The sequence below is a fragment of the Pseudoalteromonas agarivorans genome (assembly GCF_024518735.1).
GTDB lineage: Bacteria > Pseudomonadota > Gammaproteobacteria > Enterobacterales > Alteromonadaceae > Pseudoalteromonas > Pseudoalteromonas atlantica.
In genome coordinates this window covers 41,114-59,880 of sequence record NZ_JANIGJ010000009.1, presented here as the reverse complement: position 1 = coordinate 59,880, position 18,767 = coordinate 41,114, and the positions used below count along the sequence as shown (strand labels likewise).

Annotated in this window: 16 protein-coding genes; 10 read left to right on the top strand and 6 right to left on the bottom strand. The window is 41.6% G+C overall.

Going from position 1 to position 18,767, the window contains the following annotated elements; genetic code table 11:
- Positions 1–49: 49 nt before the first annotated feature.
- Positions 50–1,141 carry an MBL fold metallo-hydrolase gene (locus NQT65_RS15915; RefSeq protein ID WP_256851526.1) on the top strand — a complete coding sequence of 364 codons (1,092 nt, stop codon included), beginning with the start codon at positions 50–52 and terminating at the stop codon, positions 1,139–1,141.
- A gap of 63 nt (positions 1,142–1,204) precedes the next feature.
- Complete coding sequence (locus NQT65_RS15910) at positions 1,205–1,939, top strand: CBM9 family sugar-binding protein (RefSeq protein ID WP_024032000.1); 735 nt, start codon at positions 1,205–1,207, stop codon at positions 1,937–1,939.
- A gap of 814 nt (positions 1,940–2,753) precedes the next feature.
- Here NQT65_RS15910 and typA read toward each other — a convergent pair.
- The gene (gene typA, locus NQT65_RS15905; protein ID WP_004589455.1) at positions 2,754–4,577 is read right to left on the bottom strand and encodes a translational GTPase TypA; all 1,824 of its coding nucleotides are present in this window, start codon (positions 4,575–4,577) and stop codon (positions 2,754–2,756) included.
- Between the two features lie 506 nt (positions 4,578–5,083).
- Between typA and glnA the strand changes: the two genes are divergently transcribed.
- From glnA to NQT65_RS15880, 5 genes are all read left to right on the top strand, one after another.
- Positions 5,084–6,490, top strand: coding sequence for a glutamate--ammonia ligase (glnA, locus tag NQT65_RS15900; RefSeq protein ID WP_024031998.1), 1,407 nt, complete (start codon positions 5,084–5,086; stop codon positions 6,488–6,490).
- A gap of 132 nt (positions 6,491–6,622) precedes the next feature.
- Positions 6,623–7,135: a DUF4124 domain-containing protein gene (locus NQT65_RS15895; protein ID WP_024031997.1), complete on the top strand. Its 513-nt coding sequence runs from the start codon at positions 6,623–6,625 to the stop codon at positions 7,133–7,135.
- Between the two features lie 89 nt (positions 7,136–7,224).
- A complete protein-coding gene (gene glnL, locus NQT65_RS15890) occupies positions 7,225–8,295 on the top strand; it encodes a nitrogen regulation protein NR(II) (protein WP_004589452.1) in 1,071 nt (356 codons plus the stop codon).
- Between the two features lie 15 nt (positions 8,296–8,310).
- Complete coding sequence (glnG, locus tag NQT65_RS15885) at positions 8,311–9,696, top strand: nitrogen regulation protein NR(I) (RefSeq protein WP_004589451.1); 1,386 nt, start codon at positions 8,311–8,313, stop codon at positions 9,694–9,696.
- A 28-nt stretch (positions 9,697–9,724) separates the two neighbouring features.
- Positions 9,725–10,183 carry a cyclic nucleotide-binding domain-containing protein gene (locus tag NQT65_RS15880; RefSeq protein WP_004589450.1) on the top strand — a complete coding sequence of 153 codons (459 nt, stop codon included), beginning with the start codon at positions 9,725–9,727 and terminating at the stop codon, positions 10,181–10,183.
- 9 nt (positions 10,184–10,192) lie between these two features.
- On the opposite strand, the gene NQT65_RS15875 is transcribed toward NQT65_RS15880, so the two are convergent.
- Positions 10,193–10,858: a hypothetical protein gene (locus tag NQT65_RS15875; RefSeq protein ID WP_256851525.1), complete on the bottom strand. Its 666-nt coding sequence runs from the start codon at positions 10,856–10,858 to the stop codon at positions 10,193–10,195.
- A gap of 81 nt (positions 10,859–10,939) precedes the next feature.
- Positions 10,940–11,242, bottom strand: coding sequence for a hypothetical protein (locus tag NQT65_RS15870; RefSeq protein ID WP_126005524.1), 303 nt, complete (start codon positions 11,240–11,242; stop codon positions 10,940–10,942).
- Positions 11,243–11,511: 269 nt separating this feature from the next.
- Here NQT65_RS15870 and NQT65_RS15865 point away from each other — a divergent pair, with 269 nt between their 5' ends.
- The 3 genes from NQT65_RS15865 (at position 11,512) to acnA (ending at position 15,391) form a co-directional block, all read left to right on the top strand.
- A complete protein-coding gene (locus tag NQT65_RS15865; RefSeq protein ID WP_024031994.1) occupies positions 11,512–11,895 on the top strand; it encodes an RNA-binding S4 domain-containing protein in 384 nt (127 codons plus the stop codon).
- Positions 11,896–12,002: 107 nt separating this feature from the next.
- The gene (locus tag NQT65_RS15860) at positions 12,003–12,431 is read left to right on the top strand and encodes a hypothetical protein (RefSeq protein WP_256851524.1); all 429 of its coding nucleotides are present in this window, start codon (positions 12,003–12,005) and stop codon (positions 12,429–12,431) included.
- 218 nt (positions 12,432–12,649) lie between these two features.
- The gene (acnA, locus tag NQT65_RS15855) at positions 12,650–15,391 is read left to right on the top strand and encodes an aconitate hydratase AcnA (protein WP_256851523.1); all 2,742 of its coding nucleotides are present in this window, start codon (positions 12,650–12,652) and stop codon (positions 15,389–15,391) included.
- Positions 15,392–15,600: 209 nt separating this feature from the next.
- Here acnA and NQT65_RS15850 read toward each other — a convergent pair whose 3' ends face one another.
- The 3 genes from NQT65_RS15850 to cysI form a co-directional block, all read right to left on the bottom strand.
- The gene (locus tag NQT65_RS15850) at positions 15,601–16,143 is read right to left on the bottom strand and encodes a DUF4124 domain-containing protein (protein WP_004589443.1); all 543 of its coding nucleotides are present in this window, start codon (positions 16,141–16,143) and stop codon (positions 15,601–15,603) included.
- A gap of 127 nt (positions 16,144–16,270) precedes the next feature.
- Entirely contained in the window at positions 16,271–17,011 is a 741-nt protein-coding gene (locus NQT65_RS15845) for a phosphoadenylyl-sulfate reductase (RefSeq protein WP_004589442.1), read from the bottom strand.
- 42 nt (positions 17,012–17,053) lie between these two features.
- A complete protein-coding gene (gene cysI, locus NQT65_RS15840; protein WP_256851522.1) occupies positions 17,054–18,751 on the bottom strand; it encodes an assimilatory sulfite reductase (NADPH) hemoprotein subunit in 1,698 nt (565 codons plus the stop codon).
- Positions 18,752–18,767: the final 16 nt, after the last annotated feature.

The following is an 18,767-nucleotide window of genomic DNA, read 5'->3' as shown; positions in this document are numbered from 1 at the left end:
ATCTTTTGATGTTGTTATACTTTTATAAAAATATTAATAGATAACAACAATGAAACTAAAAACCACCAGCCTTGTATTTATTTGTGGATTGCTTAGCGCTTGCGAAACTGCTAATCGCATTGAGGTGATTGCAGGGGAAAACACGCTTACACCGCAGCATCAAACAGGGGAGCGAAAAGGACGCTTTTATAACCTCTACCCTGGCAAAAAAACCTACCCCACCACCTGCGAAACCGACTGCTACCCGTCAAGCCCTAAATTACAATGCAAACAAGACGCTGAAGATTGCCAATTTATTGCTGAGCAAAAGCCAATTAATTTAAATACGGGCTTTACCGTGCGCTGGTTAGGGCACGCTGGGTTTATGATCCGCACACCTAACGGACAACATGTGCTATTTGATCCTGTAAAAGAGCAGTTCGACTCACCTGTTGATTTAGCCTTTAGGTTAGCCTCAGGGTTTTACAGGCAACCCGGCGATTGGCTTACACAAAACGAGCTTAAAAACCTAAGTGCAGTGATGTACTCGCATATTCATTACGATCACTTTAATAAAGCCGATATAGAAGAGCTTGGTAATCAACCTCGCTACTTAACGCCATTAGGTATGGCCGACAACTTCCCTACTGGTGGCTATAACATTAGCGAAATGGCCTGGTATGCAAAAACACAGCTTGATGATTTAACGATTCATGCCCTACCAGCGCACCACTTTAGTAGCCGCGTATTGGTACCCTTTATTTACGAAGATAACGATAAAGACCTATGGAATGGCTGGTTGCTTGAGCAAAACGGCAGTACCGTGTTTTTTGCAGGCGATACCGGCTACTCAAAACACTTTAAAGATATTCAGCAAAAGTATGGCGATATAGACATATGCCTACTGCCCATAGCCTCGTATTACAGTGAAGACAGCCCTACTTGGTATCGTTATGTACACACCACACCAGAGGATGCTGTAAACGCAGCTAGTGACCTTAACTGTAAAGTAATGATACCGTGGGGCTATGGTAACTCAAGCTGGAAAATGGGCGACCGGACAAGCCATTCAGCACTGCTAAGGTTGCTACATATGCACAATAAAATGGCTTCAACCACACCTTTATATATTTTAAACGAAGGCGAAAGTATTTCACTGTAACTCATTGCTGAACTGCTTTAGGATGATTGTTATATCTAAATACATATTAACATTGAGAAATTAATGAAAAAACACGCATTAGCTTTAAGCTGTTTATTAAGCGCCCCAGTAATGGCCATTGATGTAGCGCACACATCGACCCCTATTACTATCGATGGCGTATCTGAAAGCGCATGGGATAAAGCAACGTGGCATGATATGCCGCATTTAATGGATGGCACCTTGCCCTCATCAGATGCCGACTTTAAAGGCCGCTACCGCCTGCTGTGGGATAAAAACTACCTGTATTTACAAGCGGATATAACTGACGATGTACTTATTGATACGCATCCAGACCCGACCGTAAAATATTGGGATGACGATGCGCTGGAAATTTTTATCGATAGCGACGCCTCAGGTGGTATTCACCAATTTAACCATACCGCGTTGGCATATCACATCGGCCTTGATAACCAAGCCGCCGATTACGGCCCCGATAAAAAAGCCCATTTATACACCGACCACTTAACAAGTAACTGGAAGCGTAATACCCAAGCCCCTTATAACATCACCTGGGAAGTTGCTATAAAGCTCTACCCTAACGATTACCAAGAAGGCGCTGTAAACACGCCCATTACGCTTAATGAAAAACAAGTCATTGGCTTTATGCTCGCGTATTGCGATAACGATGGCAGCGAAGTACGCGAGCACTTTATGGGCTCTCACGAAGTACAGCCAGTCAATGGCGACAGAAACCGCGGTTTTATAGACGCAGATGTCTTTGGCAAAATTACCCTGCTGCCAAAAAGTAACCACTAATAAATAGTTGAGAAGTAGGTTGGGTTGAGCGTAGCGAAACCCAACGAAAAAATACCCTACCAACAATGACAGATGCTTTGCATTATCGATTGTTTAAGCTCTGACTCTTTTACTTCTCATTCCCTTCTCCTTGTGCAAATATTTTTTAAGTAAATTATTCACAAAGAGAATAAGAGGCGCTGCGCTTTTAGAGATAAATACATTGTTTCAGTTTCACTATAGAACGAACTACTAACACTGACGTATTTGGAAAAAATCACGCTACTTCCAAAAAGTAACCACTAATAAATAGTTGAGATGTAGGTTGGGTTGAGCGTAGCGAAACCCAACGAAAAAATACCCTACCAACAATGACAGATGCTTTGCATTATCGATTGATTAAGCTTTGACTCTTTTACTTCTCTTTGTGCAAATATTTTTTAAGTGAATTATTCACAAAGAGGATAAGAGGCGCTGCGCTTTTAGAGATAAATACACTGTGGCAGTTTCACTATAGAACGAACTATAAACACTGAGATATTTGGAAAAAATCACGCTACTGCCAAAAAGTAACTACTAATAAATAGTTGAGAAGTAGGTTGGGTTGAGCGCAGCGAAACCCAACGAAAAAACACTCTACCAATACGCACTACCACTATGCATTGTTGCAGGTTTATATAGCCTACTGACTTTCAGCTTAAACCAGCCTATTTAGCTGCGCCGTTCTATACTGACCGCTGATAACTTATAGCTGAAAACTCTTGTTTTAACCCACAAAAAAGCCGCTGTATTTTGCAATACAGCGGCTTTTAAACCATTACTCTAAATTAATAGATTATGATTTTGGAGCACGACCCGCACGCTTACGCTCACTTTCAGTTAAGTGACGCTTACGAATACGAATGTTCTCAGGTGTTACTTCTACTAACTCGTCATCATCGATGAACTCAAGCGCTTGCTCAAGTGTGTAGTTCAATGGTGGCGTCAATGTTTGTGCTTCATCTGTACCAGATGCACGAACGTTAGTAAGTTGCTTACCTTTAAGGGCGTTAACTGTAAGGTCGTTATCGCGGCTATGAATACCGATAACCATACCTTCGTAAACTTCAACACCGTGACCGATGAATAATTTACCACGCTCTTGTAAGTTAAATAATGCGTTAGTAAGTGCTTTACCTGTAGCATTTGCAATCATTACGCCGTTCTTACGAACACCTAGCTCGCCACCTTTGTGCGGACCGTAGTGATCGAATGTATGGTAAAGTAAACCAGAACCTGAAGTTAACGTCATGAACTCAGTTTGGAAACCGATTAAGCCACGGCTTGGGATCATAAAGTCTAAACGCATACGGCCCTTACCATCTGGTGCCATATCAGTAAGTTCACCTTTACGAAGACCAATTTGCTCCATGATAGAACCTTGATGCTCTTCTTCACAGTCAATTGTTAGTGTTTCGTACGGTTCTTCTAATACGCCATCAACAGTGCGTAAGATTACTTCTGGACGAGATACAGCTAGCTCATAACCTTCACGACGCATGTTTTCGATTAAGATACCAAGATGTAATTCACCACGGCCCGATACGCGGAAGCTATCTGGGTTGTCAGTATCTGCAACACGAAGTGCAACGTTATGTACTAATTCTTTGTCTAAACGCTCACGAATATTACGTGATGTTACAAACTTACCTTCTTTACCACAGAAAGGAGAGTTATTTACAGAGAACGTCATTGTTACTGTTGGCTCATCAACACTTAGTGGTGGTAATGCTTCAACGTTGTTAGGGCAACAAACAGTATCTGAAATCTTAAGCTCGCCAAGACCTGTTACCGTTACAATGTTACCAGCGTAAGCTTTATCTGTTTCGATACGCTCAAGACCTAGGTAGCTTTGTACTGAACCAATTTTGCCGTTACGCGTAGAGCCATCAGCACTAACAATCGTTACTTGCTGGTTAGGCACAACAGAACCACGTTTGATACGGCCAATACCGATTACACCTTTATAAGAGTTGTAATCAAGCTGAGAAATCTGCATTTGGAAGTCACCTTCAGGATCTGCATCCGGTGGTGATACTTCGTCAACGATCATTTGGAACATAGGTTCCATGTTGTCAGACGGCTCGTCTAAATCTAGTGTAGCCCAACCGTTGATTGCTGAAGCGTAGATTACTTTAAAGTCTAGCTGTTCGTCAGTTGCACCAAGGTTGTCGAATAAATCAAAGATTTGATCCATAACCCAATCAGGACGTGCACCTGGCTTGTCGATTTTGTTGATAACAACAATTGGCTTTAAGCCTTGCGCGAATGCTTTTTGCGTTACGAAACGCGTTTGCGGCATTGGACCTTCTTGAGCATCAACAAGTAATAATACTGAGTCAGCCATCGAAAGTACGCGTTCAACTTCACCACCAAAATCGGCGTGTCCCGGGGTATCTACGATATTGATATGGTAGTCTTTCCAAGAAATGGCTGTGTTTTTAGCCAAAATGGTAATACCACGTTCTTTCTCAATGTCGTTTGAGTCCATCACACGCTCTTCGTTACCGCCGCGTGTTTCTAATGTACCTGATTGCTCAAGTAGTTTGTCAACCAATGTCGTTTTACCGTGGTCAACGTGCGCGATAATCGCTATATTTCTTAACTGTTCGATGCTCATATTTTTACTCAGAGAAGTTTATTCTCATTGATCCTGCAAGATCTACGCACTCATCTGCGTTTTCACCAGATGTCCCAGCATAGGATTTAAAAGGGCGCATATTATCCCTCATTAATGACATGGATGAAAGTTTATCCAATACAATTTTAAAAACTTTCTTAATACTTTTACTAAGTATCTGTTTTTTATATGACAATTATATGAAATAAATTTCGACAAATTACATAAATTGTCGTTTTTTAGCTAATTTGTTGATTGCTTTGGCACTATTTACTATTTAAGTTAAGCTGATTTAGGTGATTAAAATACGTGCAGAATCGAGCGTGAAATTTTTGCACCAATGTGGATATTTTACGCACCACAAAAGTGCAAAGCGCATGACCGCTTTTGTGCAACCATAATTTTTAACTTAATAAACAGCAAGTTAAAATAATGGCATAAAATCGGCTTACTAAAAACCAAAGCATTTAATGCAGCAATAATAAAACCCAACAGTTGGAGGACACATGTCACAATCGGTTTTAGATTTTATTAAAGAAAATGACGTTAAGTTCATTGATTTACGCTTTACTGATACTAGAGGTAAAGAACAACATGTTTCTATTCCTCATCACCAAGTAGATGAAGATTTTTTTGAAGACGGCAAAATGTTCGACGGCTCTTCAATTGCAGGTTGGAAAGGCATTAACGAGTCAGACATGGTACTTATGCCAGTAGCTGATTCAGTAAAATTAGACCCATTCACAGAAGAAGCTACGCTAATCGTGCGTTGTGATGTTGTAGAGCCATCTACACTACAAGGTTACGAGCGTGACCCTCGTTCAGTTGCTAAACGCGCTGAAGAGTACATGAAATCTACCGGTATCGCAGATACAGTTTTATTTGGCCCTGAGCCAGAATTCTTCCTATTTGATGATGTTAAATACAAGTCAGATATGTCAGGTTCTATGTACAAAATTGATGCTGTTGAAGCAGCATGGAACTCAGATAAAGACTACGAAGGTGGTAACACAGGTCATCGCCCAGGTGTTAAAGGTGGTTACTTCCCATGTTCACCAGTTGACTCTTCACAAGATTGGCGTTCAGCTACTTGTTTAGTACTTGAAGAACTAGGCCAAGTAGTAGAAGCGCATCACCACGAAGTTGCAACAGCAGGTCAAAACGAAATCGCAACTCGCTTTAATACAATGGTATTAAAAGCGGATGAAATCCAAGAGATGAAATATGTTATTCATAACATGGCTCACCTTTACGGAAAAACGGCCACATTTATGCCTAAGCCTGTTGTAGGCGATAACGGTTCTGGTATGCACTGTCACCAATCTTTAGCAAAAGACGGTGTTAACCTTTTTGCTGGTGATAAGTACGGTGGTCTTTCTGAAGATGCACTTTACTACATTGGCGGTATTATTAAGCACGCTAAAGCAATCAATGCGTTTGCAAATGCCTCAACTAACTCGTACAAACGTTTAGTACCAGGTTTTGAAGCACCGGTAATGCTTGCATACTCTGCACGTAACCGTTCTGCATCAATCCGTATTCCAGTAGTACCATCTGAAAAAGGTCGTCGTATCGAAGTACGCTTCCCAGATCCAACTGCTAACCCATACCTTGCTTTCTCTGCAATGCTTATGGCTGGCCTTGACGGTATCAAAAACAAGATCCACCCTGGCGATGCTATGGACAAGGATTTATACGACCTACCAGCAGAAGAAGCAGCAGAAATTCCACAAGTTGCATCTTCACTAGATGAAGCGCTAGAAGCACTTAGTGCTGACCGTGAATTCTTAACGCAAGGTGGCGTATTCACTGATGATTTAATCGATGCTTACATTGCACTTAAATCTCAAGAAGTTGAAAAACTTAACATGACAACTCACCCAGTTGAGTTTGAAATGTACTACAGCGTTTAATACGCCGTAGACAAAATTATCGATAAGATAATAAATGTGTGTTCTCAAGCCCGCTCAGCGGGCTTTTTTTTATGGTAAATTAGGGTTATCTCCACTAAAGTTATGTAATTACAAAATATGCAGGGTAGCAATGTGAATTACAGGATATTATTACTATTTTTTGCTTTAGGATTAAGCATTTATAGTTATGCAGGCAATAAGAAAATTTATGCTTGGAAAGATAAAAATGGTGTTTTAGTGTTCTCAGATACACCACGTAGTGGCGCGCACGAAATAAAACTAAGCAGCCAAGATCTTACCCTGTCTGAGACCGATAAACACACCCCTGGTTCACCACAGCCAACGCACCCTAACCGTTTTCAAATTATGATATCGTCGCCTACACATAACCAAACCGTACGCGAAAACACCGGCTCGGTGTACGTAACAAGCCGCATAACACCGCGTTTTGAAGCTGGCTTTACCATACAGCTATTTTTAAACGGTAACGCTTATGGGCCCGCAAGCGATTTATCAACGTTTGCCATACGGGATGTAGAAAACGGAGCTCATACTTTGTATCTCAAACTTTATAATAAACAAAATCAAGCCATTGCTATCAGTCAGCCCAGTACCTTTGTGATGCAAAGAAAGGCTGTAAACTAAGTACAATGTCTCATGAAGCAAAATTAGCGCAGCAGTATTTACTGATTAAAACTTGCTTGCAAATATTAACGCACTAAAGTGGTGCAAAGATGTCAAACGAACAAAATTTTAGCCCTGAACTTCTCAATGCCATTTGGCAAAATCAAACTACATCGGTCATGTTACTTGATAAAAGTTTTACCCTTGTTTATGCCAACACCAGCACCAGCGAACTACTCGGCTTGGGTAAAAAGCGCATTATTGGGCAAACCTTTAACAGCTTATTTAATTACCATTCTGTGGATTTAGAGCGCATAGCCCAGTACTCACTTGTTGATGGTGTAGATTGCAGCCAGCACAGAGCTGACGTGGTCTTTATAGATTCTCGCCATGCAAAAATAGCCATTACATCACGCCAAGTTAAGTTTAAAAACGAACGCTATATTTTACTTGAGTGCCGTAAAACCGATGAAGAAATAAAACACGACAAAGCCTCTAACCAAATGCATCAATATCAAGCTGCACGAAATTTAATTAGAGGGCTTGCTCACGAAATTAAAAATCCTTTAGGGGGAATACGCGGAGCGGCGCAGTTATTGCAGTATGAGGTAGATCAACAAGAAAGGGACGAATGCGCTGAGCTTATAATTGAGCAAGCCGACCGATTACGCGAATTAGTTGATAGGCTGCTTGGGCCAAATCAGCTTCCGCAAAAGTCGTATGGCAATATTCATCAAACACTTGAGTCGGTTGTTAAATTAAGCACATTAGATAATTGTAAAAATATTAGTCTAGTTAAAGATTACGACCCAAGTATCCCTGATGTGTTTATTGACCAAGGCAAGGTTCAGCAAGTTGTACTTAATATTGTACGCAATGCTCAACAGGCGTTAGTTGATGGCGGTGAAATAAAAATAAAAACCCGCATTAATCATCAGTATCGCCGCCCCGGAAAAGCCCCTAAAAAAGCCTTGTTGATCCAGGTTTCTGATAATGGACCAGGCATAGACCCTAGCGTTCGCGAAACATTGTTTTACCCGATGATCACCAACAAAGAAGGTGGCTCAGGGCTAGGGCTTTCAATCGCACAAACGCTCATAGATCAGCACGACGGTTATATAGACTGCGATAGCTGGCCTGGCCATACTGAATTTAATATCTATCTGCCTTTTGCAGATTAATGTTTTGGAGTTGGCATGAAAACAGTTTGGCTTGTAGATGATGACGCATCAATTCGCTTTGTATTAGAAAAAGCGCTGACACGCGCAGGGTTTGAAGCAGAAAGCTTTGCAAATGCGCAAGACGTGTTAAGCGCGCTAAAATTTAGCCAGCCAACCGTGTTGGTATCTGACGTACGGATGCCAGGCATGGACGGCATGGCATTGCTTGAACTCATAGCAGAGCAAAACCCAGGGCTGCCGGTTATTATAATGACCGCCCACTCAGATTTAGACTCAGCGGTTAACGCATTTCAAAAAGGCGCGTTTGAGTACTTAGCCAAGCCATTTGATTTAAACGAAGCCGTGGCATTAATCGAAAGTGCCTGTAGAGCAAACTCAACTAAAAAAACTAAGCGTAAACAAGTTCCACCTAAAAGCGCGCACATTATTGGCGAAGCCCCTGCGATGCAGGAAGTGTTTAGAGCGATAGGTAAACTGTCGGCTTCAAGTATGAGCGTACTAATTAATGGTGAGTCAGGCACAGGTAAAGAGCTTGTTGCCAGCGCTTTACACAACCACAGCCCACGTAAAGAAAACCAGTTTATTGCATTAAACATGGCCGCTATTCCAAAAGAGCTTGTGGAGTCTGAGTTATTTGGCCATGAAAAAGGCGCATTTACTGGTGCCGATAGCGTTCGTAAAGGCCGCTTTGAACAAGCCAATGGCGGCACACTGTTTTTAGATGAAATTGGCGATATGCCACTGGATGTGCAAACACGTTTATTACGTGTACTCGCCGATGGTGAGTTTTACCGTGTGGGCGGGCACCAGAGTATTAAAGTAGATGTACGCATTATTGCTGCAACGCATCAAAATTTAGAAGATTTAGTAAAACAGGGTAAATTTAGGGACGATTTATTTCATCGTTTAAACGTTGTGCGCCTTCGTTTACCGGCTCTTAGAGAAAGAACTGAAGACATTGAACGCCTAGCGCAGCACTTTTTACACAAAAGCGCAAAAGACCTACAAGTAGAAAGTAAAGTACTAAGCCCAAAAGCCACAGAGCAGCTTAGGCTATTTAGCTGGCCTGGTAATGTTCGCCAACTCGAAAACACCTGTCGCTGGTTGACCGTTATGGCCCCTGGTGAATTAGTAAGTGAGCAAGACCTACCACCAGAGATCATTGATGCAGCGCCTGTTCAACAAGAAGGTGATTGGCTCGATGCGTTTCAGCAATGGCTCAATCAAGAGCTTAAGCAAGGTAAAGAAAACATTTGGCCCGATATTCAAGCTCAACTTGAAACTCGCCTTATAAAAACAGCACTGGCTAATTGCTCTGGCCATAAACAAGATGCAGCCATAAAAATTGGCTGGGGGCGCAACACGTTGACCCGCAAATTAAAAGAGCGCAATATTAGCTAGCTTCTAACCGTTACTCGTTGGCCCTAGGATGAAATTAATAGAACATATTCCATTGTTTAAACAAATGGAAATAGTGAATAGATTGCACTTTTTTAAAGACTTCACCCTTGCTGAACGCCAAGTTCTACTAGAGTCGTTTGGGTTATTGTATTTAGTTAACCAGCATCAGTTTTTATTTAAACAATACGATAACGACAAACGCTTATACATTGTATTAAGCGGTGCGTTACTTGTTTTTAAACATAACCACTTGCTGGAGCTTGGCACTATAGAGCCCGGTGAGTTTATCGGTGAAGGCGCATTTATTAATAACCGCGAGCGCAGTACGAGCGCTCGCGCTAAAACCGACACCATCGTACTTGCCATTACCCCAGAGGCACTTACTCGCTTGCCTAATGTAATACGCGAAAAAATTAAAGATAGAATCATAGAAGGTATGAGCCTGCGCATTGCAAAGCTTAGTGAGCACATAGAAACCCACGGTTAACTCTATCACTCAGTCCATATAAACAATTTGTAGTGAGCAATCAAGCCAGCTGGGGAGATTAACATGCGCCGTAAATGTATACGTATCGGATGGCTTAGCGCCAAAAGGCGTCGTTACAAGCGGCTGTGAGTGGCTATATGTTTGCGAGTAGGTTTTATAATAAATAACAACATAACCATATAAAAACTCCCAACCTAACCTTACAACAGCGCCACTGGGTAAGGTAAAGTCAGCATATTTATCTGTAAATGTGACGAGTAAATCATTGTACTTGTCTTCGCTGCATTGAGTTGTTCGTAACTTTTTAGGCATAACAAAAGTTGACCCCGCCACTGCATTTTTTAGATAAAAGCCTATATTGCCATCACCATAAAAGTGATTTGATCGTGTGGTGTAGTTAATTTCGGGCTGATAACCTAGCTCTTGCATAATAATAGCTAACTGCTCAGTTTCTTTTGGGTAAATTTTATCGCTTGATAAGAGTAATGTAGCCTCACCAAAGGTAGATGGGATTTCTAGCGCTACGTATTCATAAGGAAGATTTTGTGCTTTTAGCGCAGCATCGAGCTGCTTGCGCTGCTCATCTTGCAAGTTTTCACTAAAAACATAAACGGTAGGTTGTTGGCACGCAGTTAATAATAGTGCCCACATACAGATTAAAATGCGATTTTTCATAGCGACCCCCAATGATTACAACTGTAGTCTATTGGAGGTAACTATCTATAGCAACTTAATACTCATGTGCTTAATTAAGTATTATTGTACGTTGGTATAATTTGTTTGGCTGTCTAACCAGGCATCTACACTTTGGCGTGTATATAAAACTTCATTAAATAAGCGATGACGTTCAAATTCCAGTTTTGATTTTTTAAGTGTATCGCCACTAATTAGCCGACTGTGCGTATCGTTAAACTTAGAAATAACCGAAAAGCCGCGTTCATCTTGCTCTTTTTGTGTTTTTACCGAGTTAGCTAAGTGAGCTCTTACATCATCTGCTGTCAGCATATCTGAATTATCTAAGCCCATTAGCTCTTTTTTCATTGCTAATCTTATGCCCATTTACTGCTCCAATTATATGCAGACCTAAACAATTAAAACGGTGAAATAATTACCATGTTTTAGGTACGATTTTTTATTTGCCAAAGCAATAGCAAATAGCACACCAAATTTTTGCTAGAGCATACGCATCAAATGCTGCAGTTTTTTTAAAGTTGAAAAAAGTTTTATATTTATCACTCTTTTTTATCCCACTCGGGCGAGCTTGCTAGGTGCAAAAAACAGTGCAAGCCTTTATACTTGCTGCTTATGCGCCACCAACAGAGATAACCATGTCAGAAGAATACATTGAAATTGAACTTGAAGAAGAACCTATAGAGCTTTGTAAATTACTAAAAGTACTAGATTTAGTAGAAGGTGGCGGCCAAGCTAAAAACCTGATAGCGCAAGGTTATGTTGGGGTTAACCATGAAATATGTACAATAAAACGGAAAAAATTATACAGTGGCGATGTACTAGAATTTGATGGCGAGCTTTTTCAACTCACTTTAAGTGAAGATGCGACTCCTGTAGAGCGCCCAGTGGCAACAACCCAGCCACAGCCAGAAAAAACACCTAATGAAACAGCTCAAAAGCCGGCAAAAAATAAAAGAAAGCGCACTAAAAAGCCAAAGGTTGATGAAAATACAGGGCGCCGCCCTATCTCATTTGGCTAGCCATTAGCGCTTTGTGCCATTTTTATTATATGTATAGGCTAGCTTGAACAGTTAGCCTTTTTGCTCTTTAATTACCTCGTAAAATATAATAAAAACAAGGTAATAATATGACAACCTCAGCCATACCCAATTGGTTTAAACCCGCCCTGTGGGCAGCACTTATCTGGAATTTATTAGGTGTGTTTGCATTTATAATGCACCTTATGATGACCCCCGAGATGATAAGTAAACTTCCGTTAGATCAACAAGCTGCATATTCAAACGTGCCTTTATGGTCTACCATTGCGTTTGCTGTAGCGGTATTTGGTGGCACCCTTGGCTGCATACTACTATTGGCCAAAAATGCACTTGCAACGCCTACCTTTGCGCTATCGTTGGTAGCGATATTTATTCAGCAATTTTATAATTTCATTGTGATAAATAGCATTAAAATGCTGGGGGTAAGCGCGGTGTTTATGCCTATTTTAGTGATTGTTATTGCGTTTTTGCTTTTATATTTAAGTATAAAAAGCAAACAACAAGGTTGGTTGAACTAACTTTCCCCCCTTTTGTAAACTCATTATTTTGCTACTTGAAAAAACAATTTTAGGTAGCACTTCTATACTTAGTACTGTCTAAAAAACATGCATTGCGCTACCTGCTTTTTAGCCTGATTTGTCATATTTATTATCTCTGGTATGCACTTTGCAAACTATTGGCAAATAAACACGTTATTTTATCAAGGACATAATCCTAACTATCAAAGGGGCAAAAAATGAATAGTTTCGACACCCAACAACAATTAACGATTAATGGCGAGCAATACCATATTCACTCACTTAAAGGATTAGGCGACAAAGCAAAGCGATTGCCCTTTTCTCTCAAAGTATTACTAGAAAACCTGTTACGCAATGAAGATGGCGTAAATATTAAAGAACAAGACATTCAAGCCCTTCTTAACTGGGACCCTAAAGCAAAGCCCTCAGCTGAGGTGGCCTTTACGCCGGCACGTGTGGTAATGCAAGACTTTACAGGTGTTCCCGCCATTGTTGATTTAGCTGCCATGCGTGATGCAATGGAAAAGCTAGGTGGCGATCCTGCAAAAATAAACCCGCTTTCTCCTGCTGAACTTGTAATTGACCACTCAGTACAAGTAGATGGCTACGGTGACGACGGTGCGTTTGATTTAAATGCCAAGCTAGAATACGAACGAAATAAAGAACGCTACGAATTTTTACGATGGGGGCAAACTGCTTTTGATAATTTAAAAGTAGTGCCACCAGCTACAGGTATTGTGCACCAAGTAAACTTAGAGTTTTTAGCGCGTGTTGTTTTTAACGACAGTGAAAACGGAAAATCAATAGCCTACCCAGACACCCTTGTAGGGACTGATTCGCACACCACCATGATTAATGGTTTAGGTGTGTTAGGCTGGGGCGTAGGTGGTATTGAAGCCGAAGCAGCCATGCTTGGGCAACCAATTAGCTTGCTTATTCCTCAGGTAGTGGGCTTTAAATTAAATGGCCGCTTACCCGAGGGCACCACAGCTACCGATTTAGTGCTCACCGTTACCGAAATGCTACGTAATCACGGCGTAGTGGGTAAATTTGTTGAGTTTTATGGTGATGGCCTAGCTGATTTACCGCTCGCCGATAGAGCAACCATTGCCAACATGGCGCCAGAGTACGGTGCAACATGTGGTATTTTCCCCATTGATGATGAAACAATTAACTACCTGCGTTTAACGAACCGCGATGAAGATCACCTCAAACTGATTGAAGACTACGCTAAACACCAAGGCTTATGGCGCCATGAAGGCGACGAAGCGCATTACACAGACACCCTTGAGCTTAAATTAGACGATGTAGTACCTAGCCTTGCTGGCCCTAAACGCCCACAAGACAGAATTACACTTGATAAAGCCGGTGATGTGATAGGCCAGCACCTAAAAGGTTTCCAAGATGAGCGTATGGCTCGTCGTGATAAAAGCGATATTGAAGAAGCGCGCATTGAAAGTGAAGGCCCAACAACCAACCCTGATGAACCGGTAGACGAAGCGCAGTTTATGGGTGCAGCCAAAGTGAAGTTTAAAGGCCAAGAATTTGAACTAAACGATGGCGCCTGTGTTATTGCCGCTATTACAAGCTGTACAAATACCTCTAACCCCAGTGTTATTTTAGCTGCAGGCTTAGTGGCTAAAAAAGCTAAACAGCTGGGTATTAATGTAAAACCGTGGGTTAAAACATCGCTTGCACCCGGTTCGCAAGTGGTAACCGACTACCTTGAAAAAGCAGGCCTAATGGATGACTTAGAAAGCTTAGGCTTTAACTTGGTCGGTTATGGTTGTACCACGTGTATAGGTAACTCAGGCCCGCTTGCAGATGAGATTAGCGAGGCTATTCAAAAACACAAGCTAGTTGTAAGCTCTATTTTATCGGGTAACCGTAATTTTGAAGGGCGTATACACCAAGACGTTAAAATGAACTTTTTAGCCTCGCCTCCACTTGTGGTAGCGTATGCCATTGCAGGGCGTACAGACATAGATGTATACAACGAGCCATTAGCGCAAGATGAAAACGGTAACGATATTTACCTAAAAAATATTTGGCCAAGCGTGAGCGAAGTCAGCGAACTAGTACAAAAAACGGTAACCAGAGAAATGTTCGAAAAAAGCTATGCCAACGTATACGAAGGCGACAGCCGTTGGCAAAAAATCCAAATTCCTGATGGTAAGCTCTATGATTGGGATGACGGCTCAACTTACATTAAAAAAGCACCATTCTTTGAGGGCATGAGCGTTGAACCACCAGGCGTGCCAACAATTGAAGGGGCGCGTTGTTTAGCTAAACTTGGCGACTCAGTAACCACTGACCATATTTCTCCTGCGGGGGCCATTAAAGCTGAAGCGCCAGCCGGTATTTACTTACAGGAAAAAGGCGTAGAAAAAGCGCAGTTTAACTCGTACGGTTCACGCCGTGGTAACCACGAAGTGATGATGCGAGGCACATTTGCGAACGTTAGGCTTAAAAACTTACTCGCACCAGGTACAGAAGGTGGCGTTACTCGCACCCAACCTGATGATAAGCTTGCCAGCATTTACGATGCCGCAATGGAATATGAAAAGAGTAACACACCATTAATTGTGTTAGCTGGTAAAGAATACGGTACCGGTTCATCACGCGACTGGGCAGCAAAAGGCTCACTTTTATTAGGTGTAAAAGCGGTGGTTGCACAAAGTTATGAGCGTATTCACCGCTCTAACCTTATTGGTATGGGTGTGCTGCCTTTACAGTTTAAAGAAGGTGAGAGCCACGAATCATTAAATTTAACTGGCCAAGAGCAGTTTGATATTGAAGGTTTGTACGACAAAACGAATGAAGTGAGTATTATTGCCACTAATGCTGAGGGCAAAAAAGTCAGCTTTAGCGCCGATGTACGCATAGATACCCCTAAAGAGTGGGATTACTACAAGCACGGCGGTATTCTACAATACGTTTTACGTAACATGCTTGACTAATCATATACTTAAAACTAAAAAGCCTAGCAGTCGCTAGGCTTTTTTATGCGCTAAATAATTAACGAGTATTGCAACTTGGTATTGCTTTTAACTGGTTATAAGCCCTTAGCATAACGAAGGCGCAGTAACTCAGCTCACTAATTACAAACCCCGCACGATTAAAAACCCCTCATATTAAGTAAGTTTTAATGCTAAGCGCACAATAAAATTTAGTACCCACCTATACTTTGCATCTCTTTACTGCGCTGCTCTAATTTTTGCTTTGCCTTTTCGGCATCTTCAAACAGTTTTTGAATAGATTCAGCGTTGTAAACGGTAGGTGTAGGTGGTTGAATACTCTTTTTTGAGGTACTTGCACTGCTACTCAAAATTGAGGTGTCTTCTGCGGCTACAACAGTGACATCGCGGGCATCAAGTTTTACCTCAATACTTTTGCCATCTGCATTAGGCGTATCTGAAAAATGCCATTGGCCGTTTTTATCTTGCCACTTATAAATTTTGCTACCGGGTTTAATTGTCGCCGCATCATTGTTTACACTCTGCGCAATTTTATCGCCTGCTTGCTTTGCGCCTTGCACTGCCTGATTAAGCGTATTGGTAGATAACGCGACCATTTTTTCTTTAATTTTGTGAGATTCAGCACTAATAGATGAACTAGAAAGCCATGTTTGGCCATCTGGCTTTTTTAGGTAAAACAAAGAGATAACAGCAATGATCATGACTGATATTGCCAAGTAGGTGAAGTATTTCATAGCGTTCCTGCTTAAAAATGAATCCTTGAAAGGCAAGTCTAATAAAAAATACTTAATCAGGCAATTTTTTTGCAATAAAAAACGCAACCTAAGTTGCGTTTAAATAGTTGTTTAGCATTCGCTTTTTTTAAATACCATCGCCGTCAATATGCAGTCCGCATTCGCGGTTTAAACCAAAAAAGCGCGTTTCTTCTTCGCTCATACCTGGCTCAAGTTTACGCGTAGTATGCACATCACCCATCGACACATAACCTTGCTCCCATAATGGGTGGTAAGGTAAATCATGCTTGGTAAGGTATTGATAAACATCGCGGTTTGACCATTCAATAATCGGGTACACTTTTACCGTACCTCGGCTTATCTCAACAAACTGTTTATCTGCACGGGTCGATGATTGGTCACGGCGCAGGCCACTAAACCAAGTACCGGCACCTATTTCTTTTAATGCGCGGGTCATGGGCTCTACTTTATTAAGCTGATTATATTGCTTAATACCGTCCTCGCCTTGTTCCCATAATTTACCGTATTTAGCTTCTTGCCATGCAGGGCTTAGCTCAGCTTTATACACCTGTAAATTAAGTGATAGGCGCGCTGTCATTTGCTCAATAAACTGATACGTTTCTGGAAATAAATAACCCGTATCGGTTAATACCACAGGAATATCAGGACGCTGAGATGTTACTAAATGCAGCATGACCGCCGCTTGAATACCAAAGCTTGATGATAAAAAAGCTGTATCGGGTAAGTTCTCTAGTGCCCATGCAACACGCTGCTCCGCACTCATTGGTGCAAGTATGCCGTTTGCATCTGCAAGCAATGCCGCTTGGCTTTGCTTATCAAGCTGTAATATGTTTTTAAATTCACTCATGGTCAATTTTAAACCTCACCCACGCTCCGCGTGGGTATTTAATTAAGCGTGAAAATCGGTTACTGATACTTTTACTTCAGCAACAATGCCTTTGCGAATTACAAAGTCACCAAAACATTCACCGTCGTTTCGCTCACTTGCCCACTGGCCAATTAGCTTATCAAACGCGTCTAGGTAAACATCTTCACCTACGTTTTCTAGGTACAGTTTAGGAATGCGTGTACCTTCTAAATTACCGCCTAAGTAAACGTTGTATTTACCAGGGCCTTTACCTACTAAACCAGCTTCTGCAAGCATTGCGCGGCCACAACCGTTAGGACAACCTACAACACGCATAATAATGCTGTCATCAGGTATGCCATGCTTAGCAAGTAGTGCTTCGGTTTTTTCAATTAAGCTTGGTAAGTAACGCTCAGCTTCGGCCATAGCAAGCGGACACGTTGGCAATGCTACACACGCCATTGAGTTTTTACGTTGCTCAGTGTCTTTGTCATCAATTAGGCCGTGGTTACGGGCAATTTCTTCAATGACTGCTTTTTGATCGGCAGGCACACCGGCAATAATTAAGTTTTGGTTAGCCGTCATGCGCATATCGCCTTGGTGCACTTCTGCAATTTTACGACAGCCTGTTTTTAATGGTTTACCTGGGTAGTCTAAAATACGGCCACTTTGTATAAATAGCGTAAGGTGGTGCTTGCCATCAATGCCTTCTACCCAACCGATACGATCGCCACGGTGAGTAAACTCATAAGGGCGGCTTGGTGCAAAGCTTACACCGGCACGTTTTTCTACTTCGGCTTTAAATACGTCAGACCCAACACGGTCTAGTGTGTATTTAGTTTTTGCATTTTTACGGTTAGAACGGTTACCCCAATCGCGCTGCACTGATACAACGTGCTCAGCAATTTTTAAGGTGTCTTCTAGAGCAATAAAACCAAAGTCGTCAGCTTTACGCGGATACGTAGCCGTATCACCGTGGGTCATAGCTAGGCCACCACCTACAAGTACGTTAAAGCCAACAAGCTTGCCACCTTCAGCAATGGCAACAAAGTTTAAGTCATTCGCATGCACATCAACTTCGTTGTTAGGCGGAATGGTAACCGTGGTTTTAAACTTACGCGGTAAGTAGTTAGAACCTAAAATTGGCTCTTCTGTAGTTTCTGCTTTTTCGCCATTTAACCAAATTTCAGCGTATGCTTTCGTTTTTGGAAGTAAATGCTCAGAAATTTTTGCAGCCCACTCATACGCTTCTTGATGTAACTCTGACTCAACAGGGTTAGTCGTACATAGTACGTTACGGTTTACATCGCCCGCGGTGGCAATAGAGTCAATGCCAACGCTATTAAGCATTTGGTGCATGCCTTTAATATTTGGCTTTAATACACCATGAAATTGAAACGTTTGACGTGTTGTTAAACGAATACTGCCGTAGCTTGTTTTTTCATCGGCAAATTTATCAATTGCTAGCCATTGCTCAGGCTTGATAATACCGCCAGGCATACGTGCACGTAGCATTACGTTGTGCAGCGGCTCTAGCTTTTGCTTTGCGCGCTCTGGGCGTATATCGCGGTCATCTTGCTGGTACATACCGTGAAAACGTATAAGTTGGAAGTTATCGGCTGTGAAACCACCGGTAATTTCATCTTTTAAGTCTTGCTCTATGGTGCCACGTAAAAAGTTACTTTCTCTTTTCAAACGTTCGTTATCAGAAAGTTTTACGTTTTTATCTTGTTCGCTCATTTTAAATCCTAAATTT

Coding starts and splice junctions, on each gene's coding strand:
- acnA (WP_256851523.1), top strand. CDS start 12,650: ATGAATAGTTTCGACACCCAACAACAATTAACGATTAATGGCGAGCAA.
- cysI (WP_256851522.1), bottom strand. CDS start 18,751: ATGAGCGAACAAGATAAAAACGTAAAACTTTCTGATAACGAACGTTTG.
- glnL (WP_004589452.1), top strand. CDS start 7,225: ATGTCAAACGAACAAAATTTTAGCCCTGAACTTCTCAATGCCATTTGG.
- NQT65_RS15865 (WP_024031994.1), top strand. CDS start 11,512: ATGTCAGAAGAATACATTGAAATTGAACTTGAAGAAGAACCTATAGAG.
- NQT65_RS15915 (WP_256851526.1), top strand. CDS start 50: ATGAAACTAAAAACCACCAGCCTTGTATTTATTTGTGGATTGCTTAGC.
- NQT65_RS15870 (WP_126005524.1), bottom strand. CDS start 11,242: ATGGGCATAAGATTAGCAATGAAAAAAGAGCTAATGGGCTTAGATAAT.
- NQT65_RS15910 (WP_024032000.1), top strand. CDS start 1,205: ATGAAAAAACACGCATTAGCTTTAAGCTGTTTATTAAGCGCCCCAGTA.
- glnG (WP_004589451.1), top strand. CDS start 8,311: ATGAAAACAGTTTGGCTTGTAGATGATGACGCATCAATTCGCTTTGTA.
- typA (WP_004589455.1), bottom strand. CDS start 4,577: ATGAGCATCGAACAGTTAAGAAATATAGCGATTATCGCGCACGTTGAC.
- glnA (WP_024031998.1), top strand. CDS start 5,084: ATGTCACAATCGGTTTTAGATTTTATTAAAGAAAATGACGTTAAGTTC.
- NQT65_RS15850 (WP_004589443.1), bottom strand. CDS start 16,143: ATGAAATACTTCACCTACTTGGCAATATCAGTCATGATCATTGCTGTT.
- NQT65_RS15875 (WP_256851525.1), bottom strand. CDS start 10,858: ATGAAAAATCGCATTTTAATCTGTATGTGGGCACTATTATTAACTGCG.
- NQT65_RS15845 (WP_004589442.1), bottom strand. CDS start 17,011: ATGAGTGAATTTAAAAACATATTACAGCTTGATAAGCAAAGCCAAGCG.
- NQT65_RS15880 (WP_004589450.1), top strand. CDS start 9,725: ATGAAATTAATAGAACATATTCCATTGTTTAAACAAATGGAAATAGTG.
- NQT65_RS15860 (WP_256851524.1), top strand. CDS start 12,003: ATGACAACCTCAGCCATACCCAATTGGTTTAAACCCGCCCTGTGGGCA.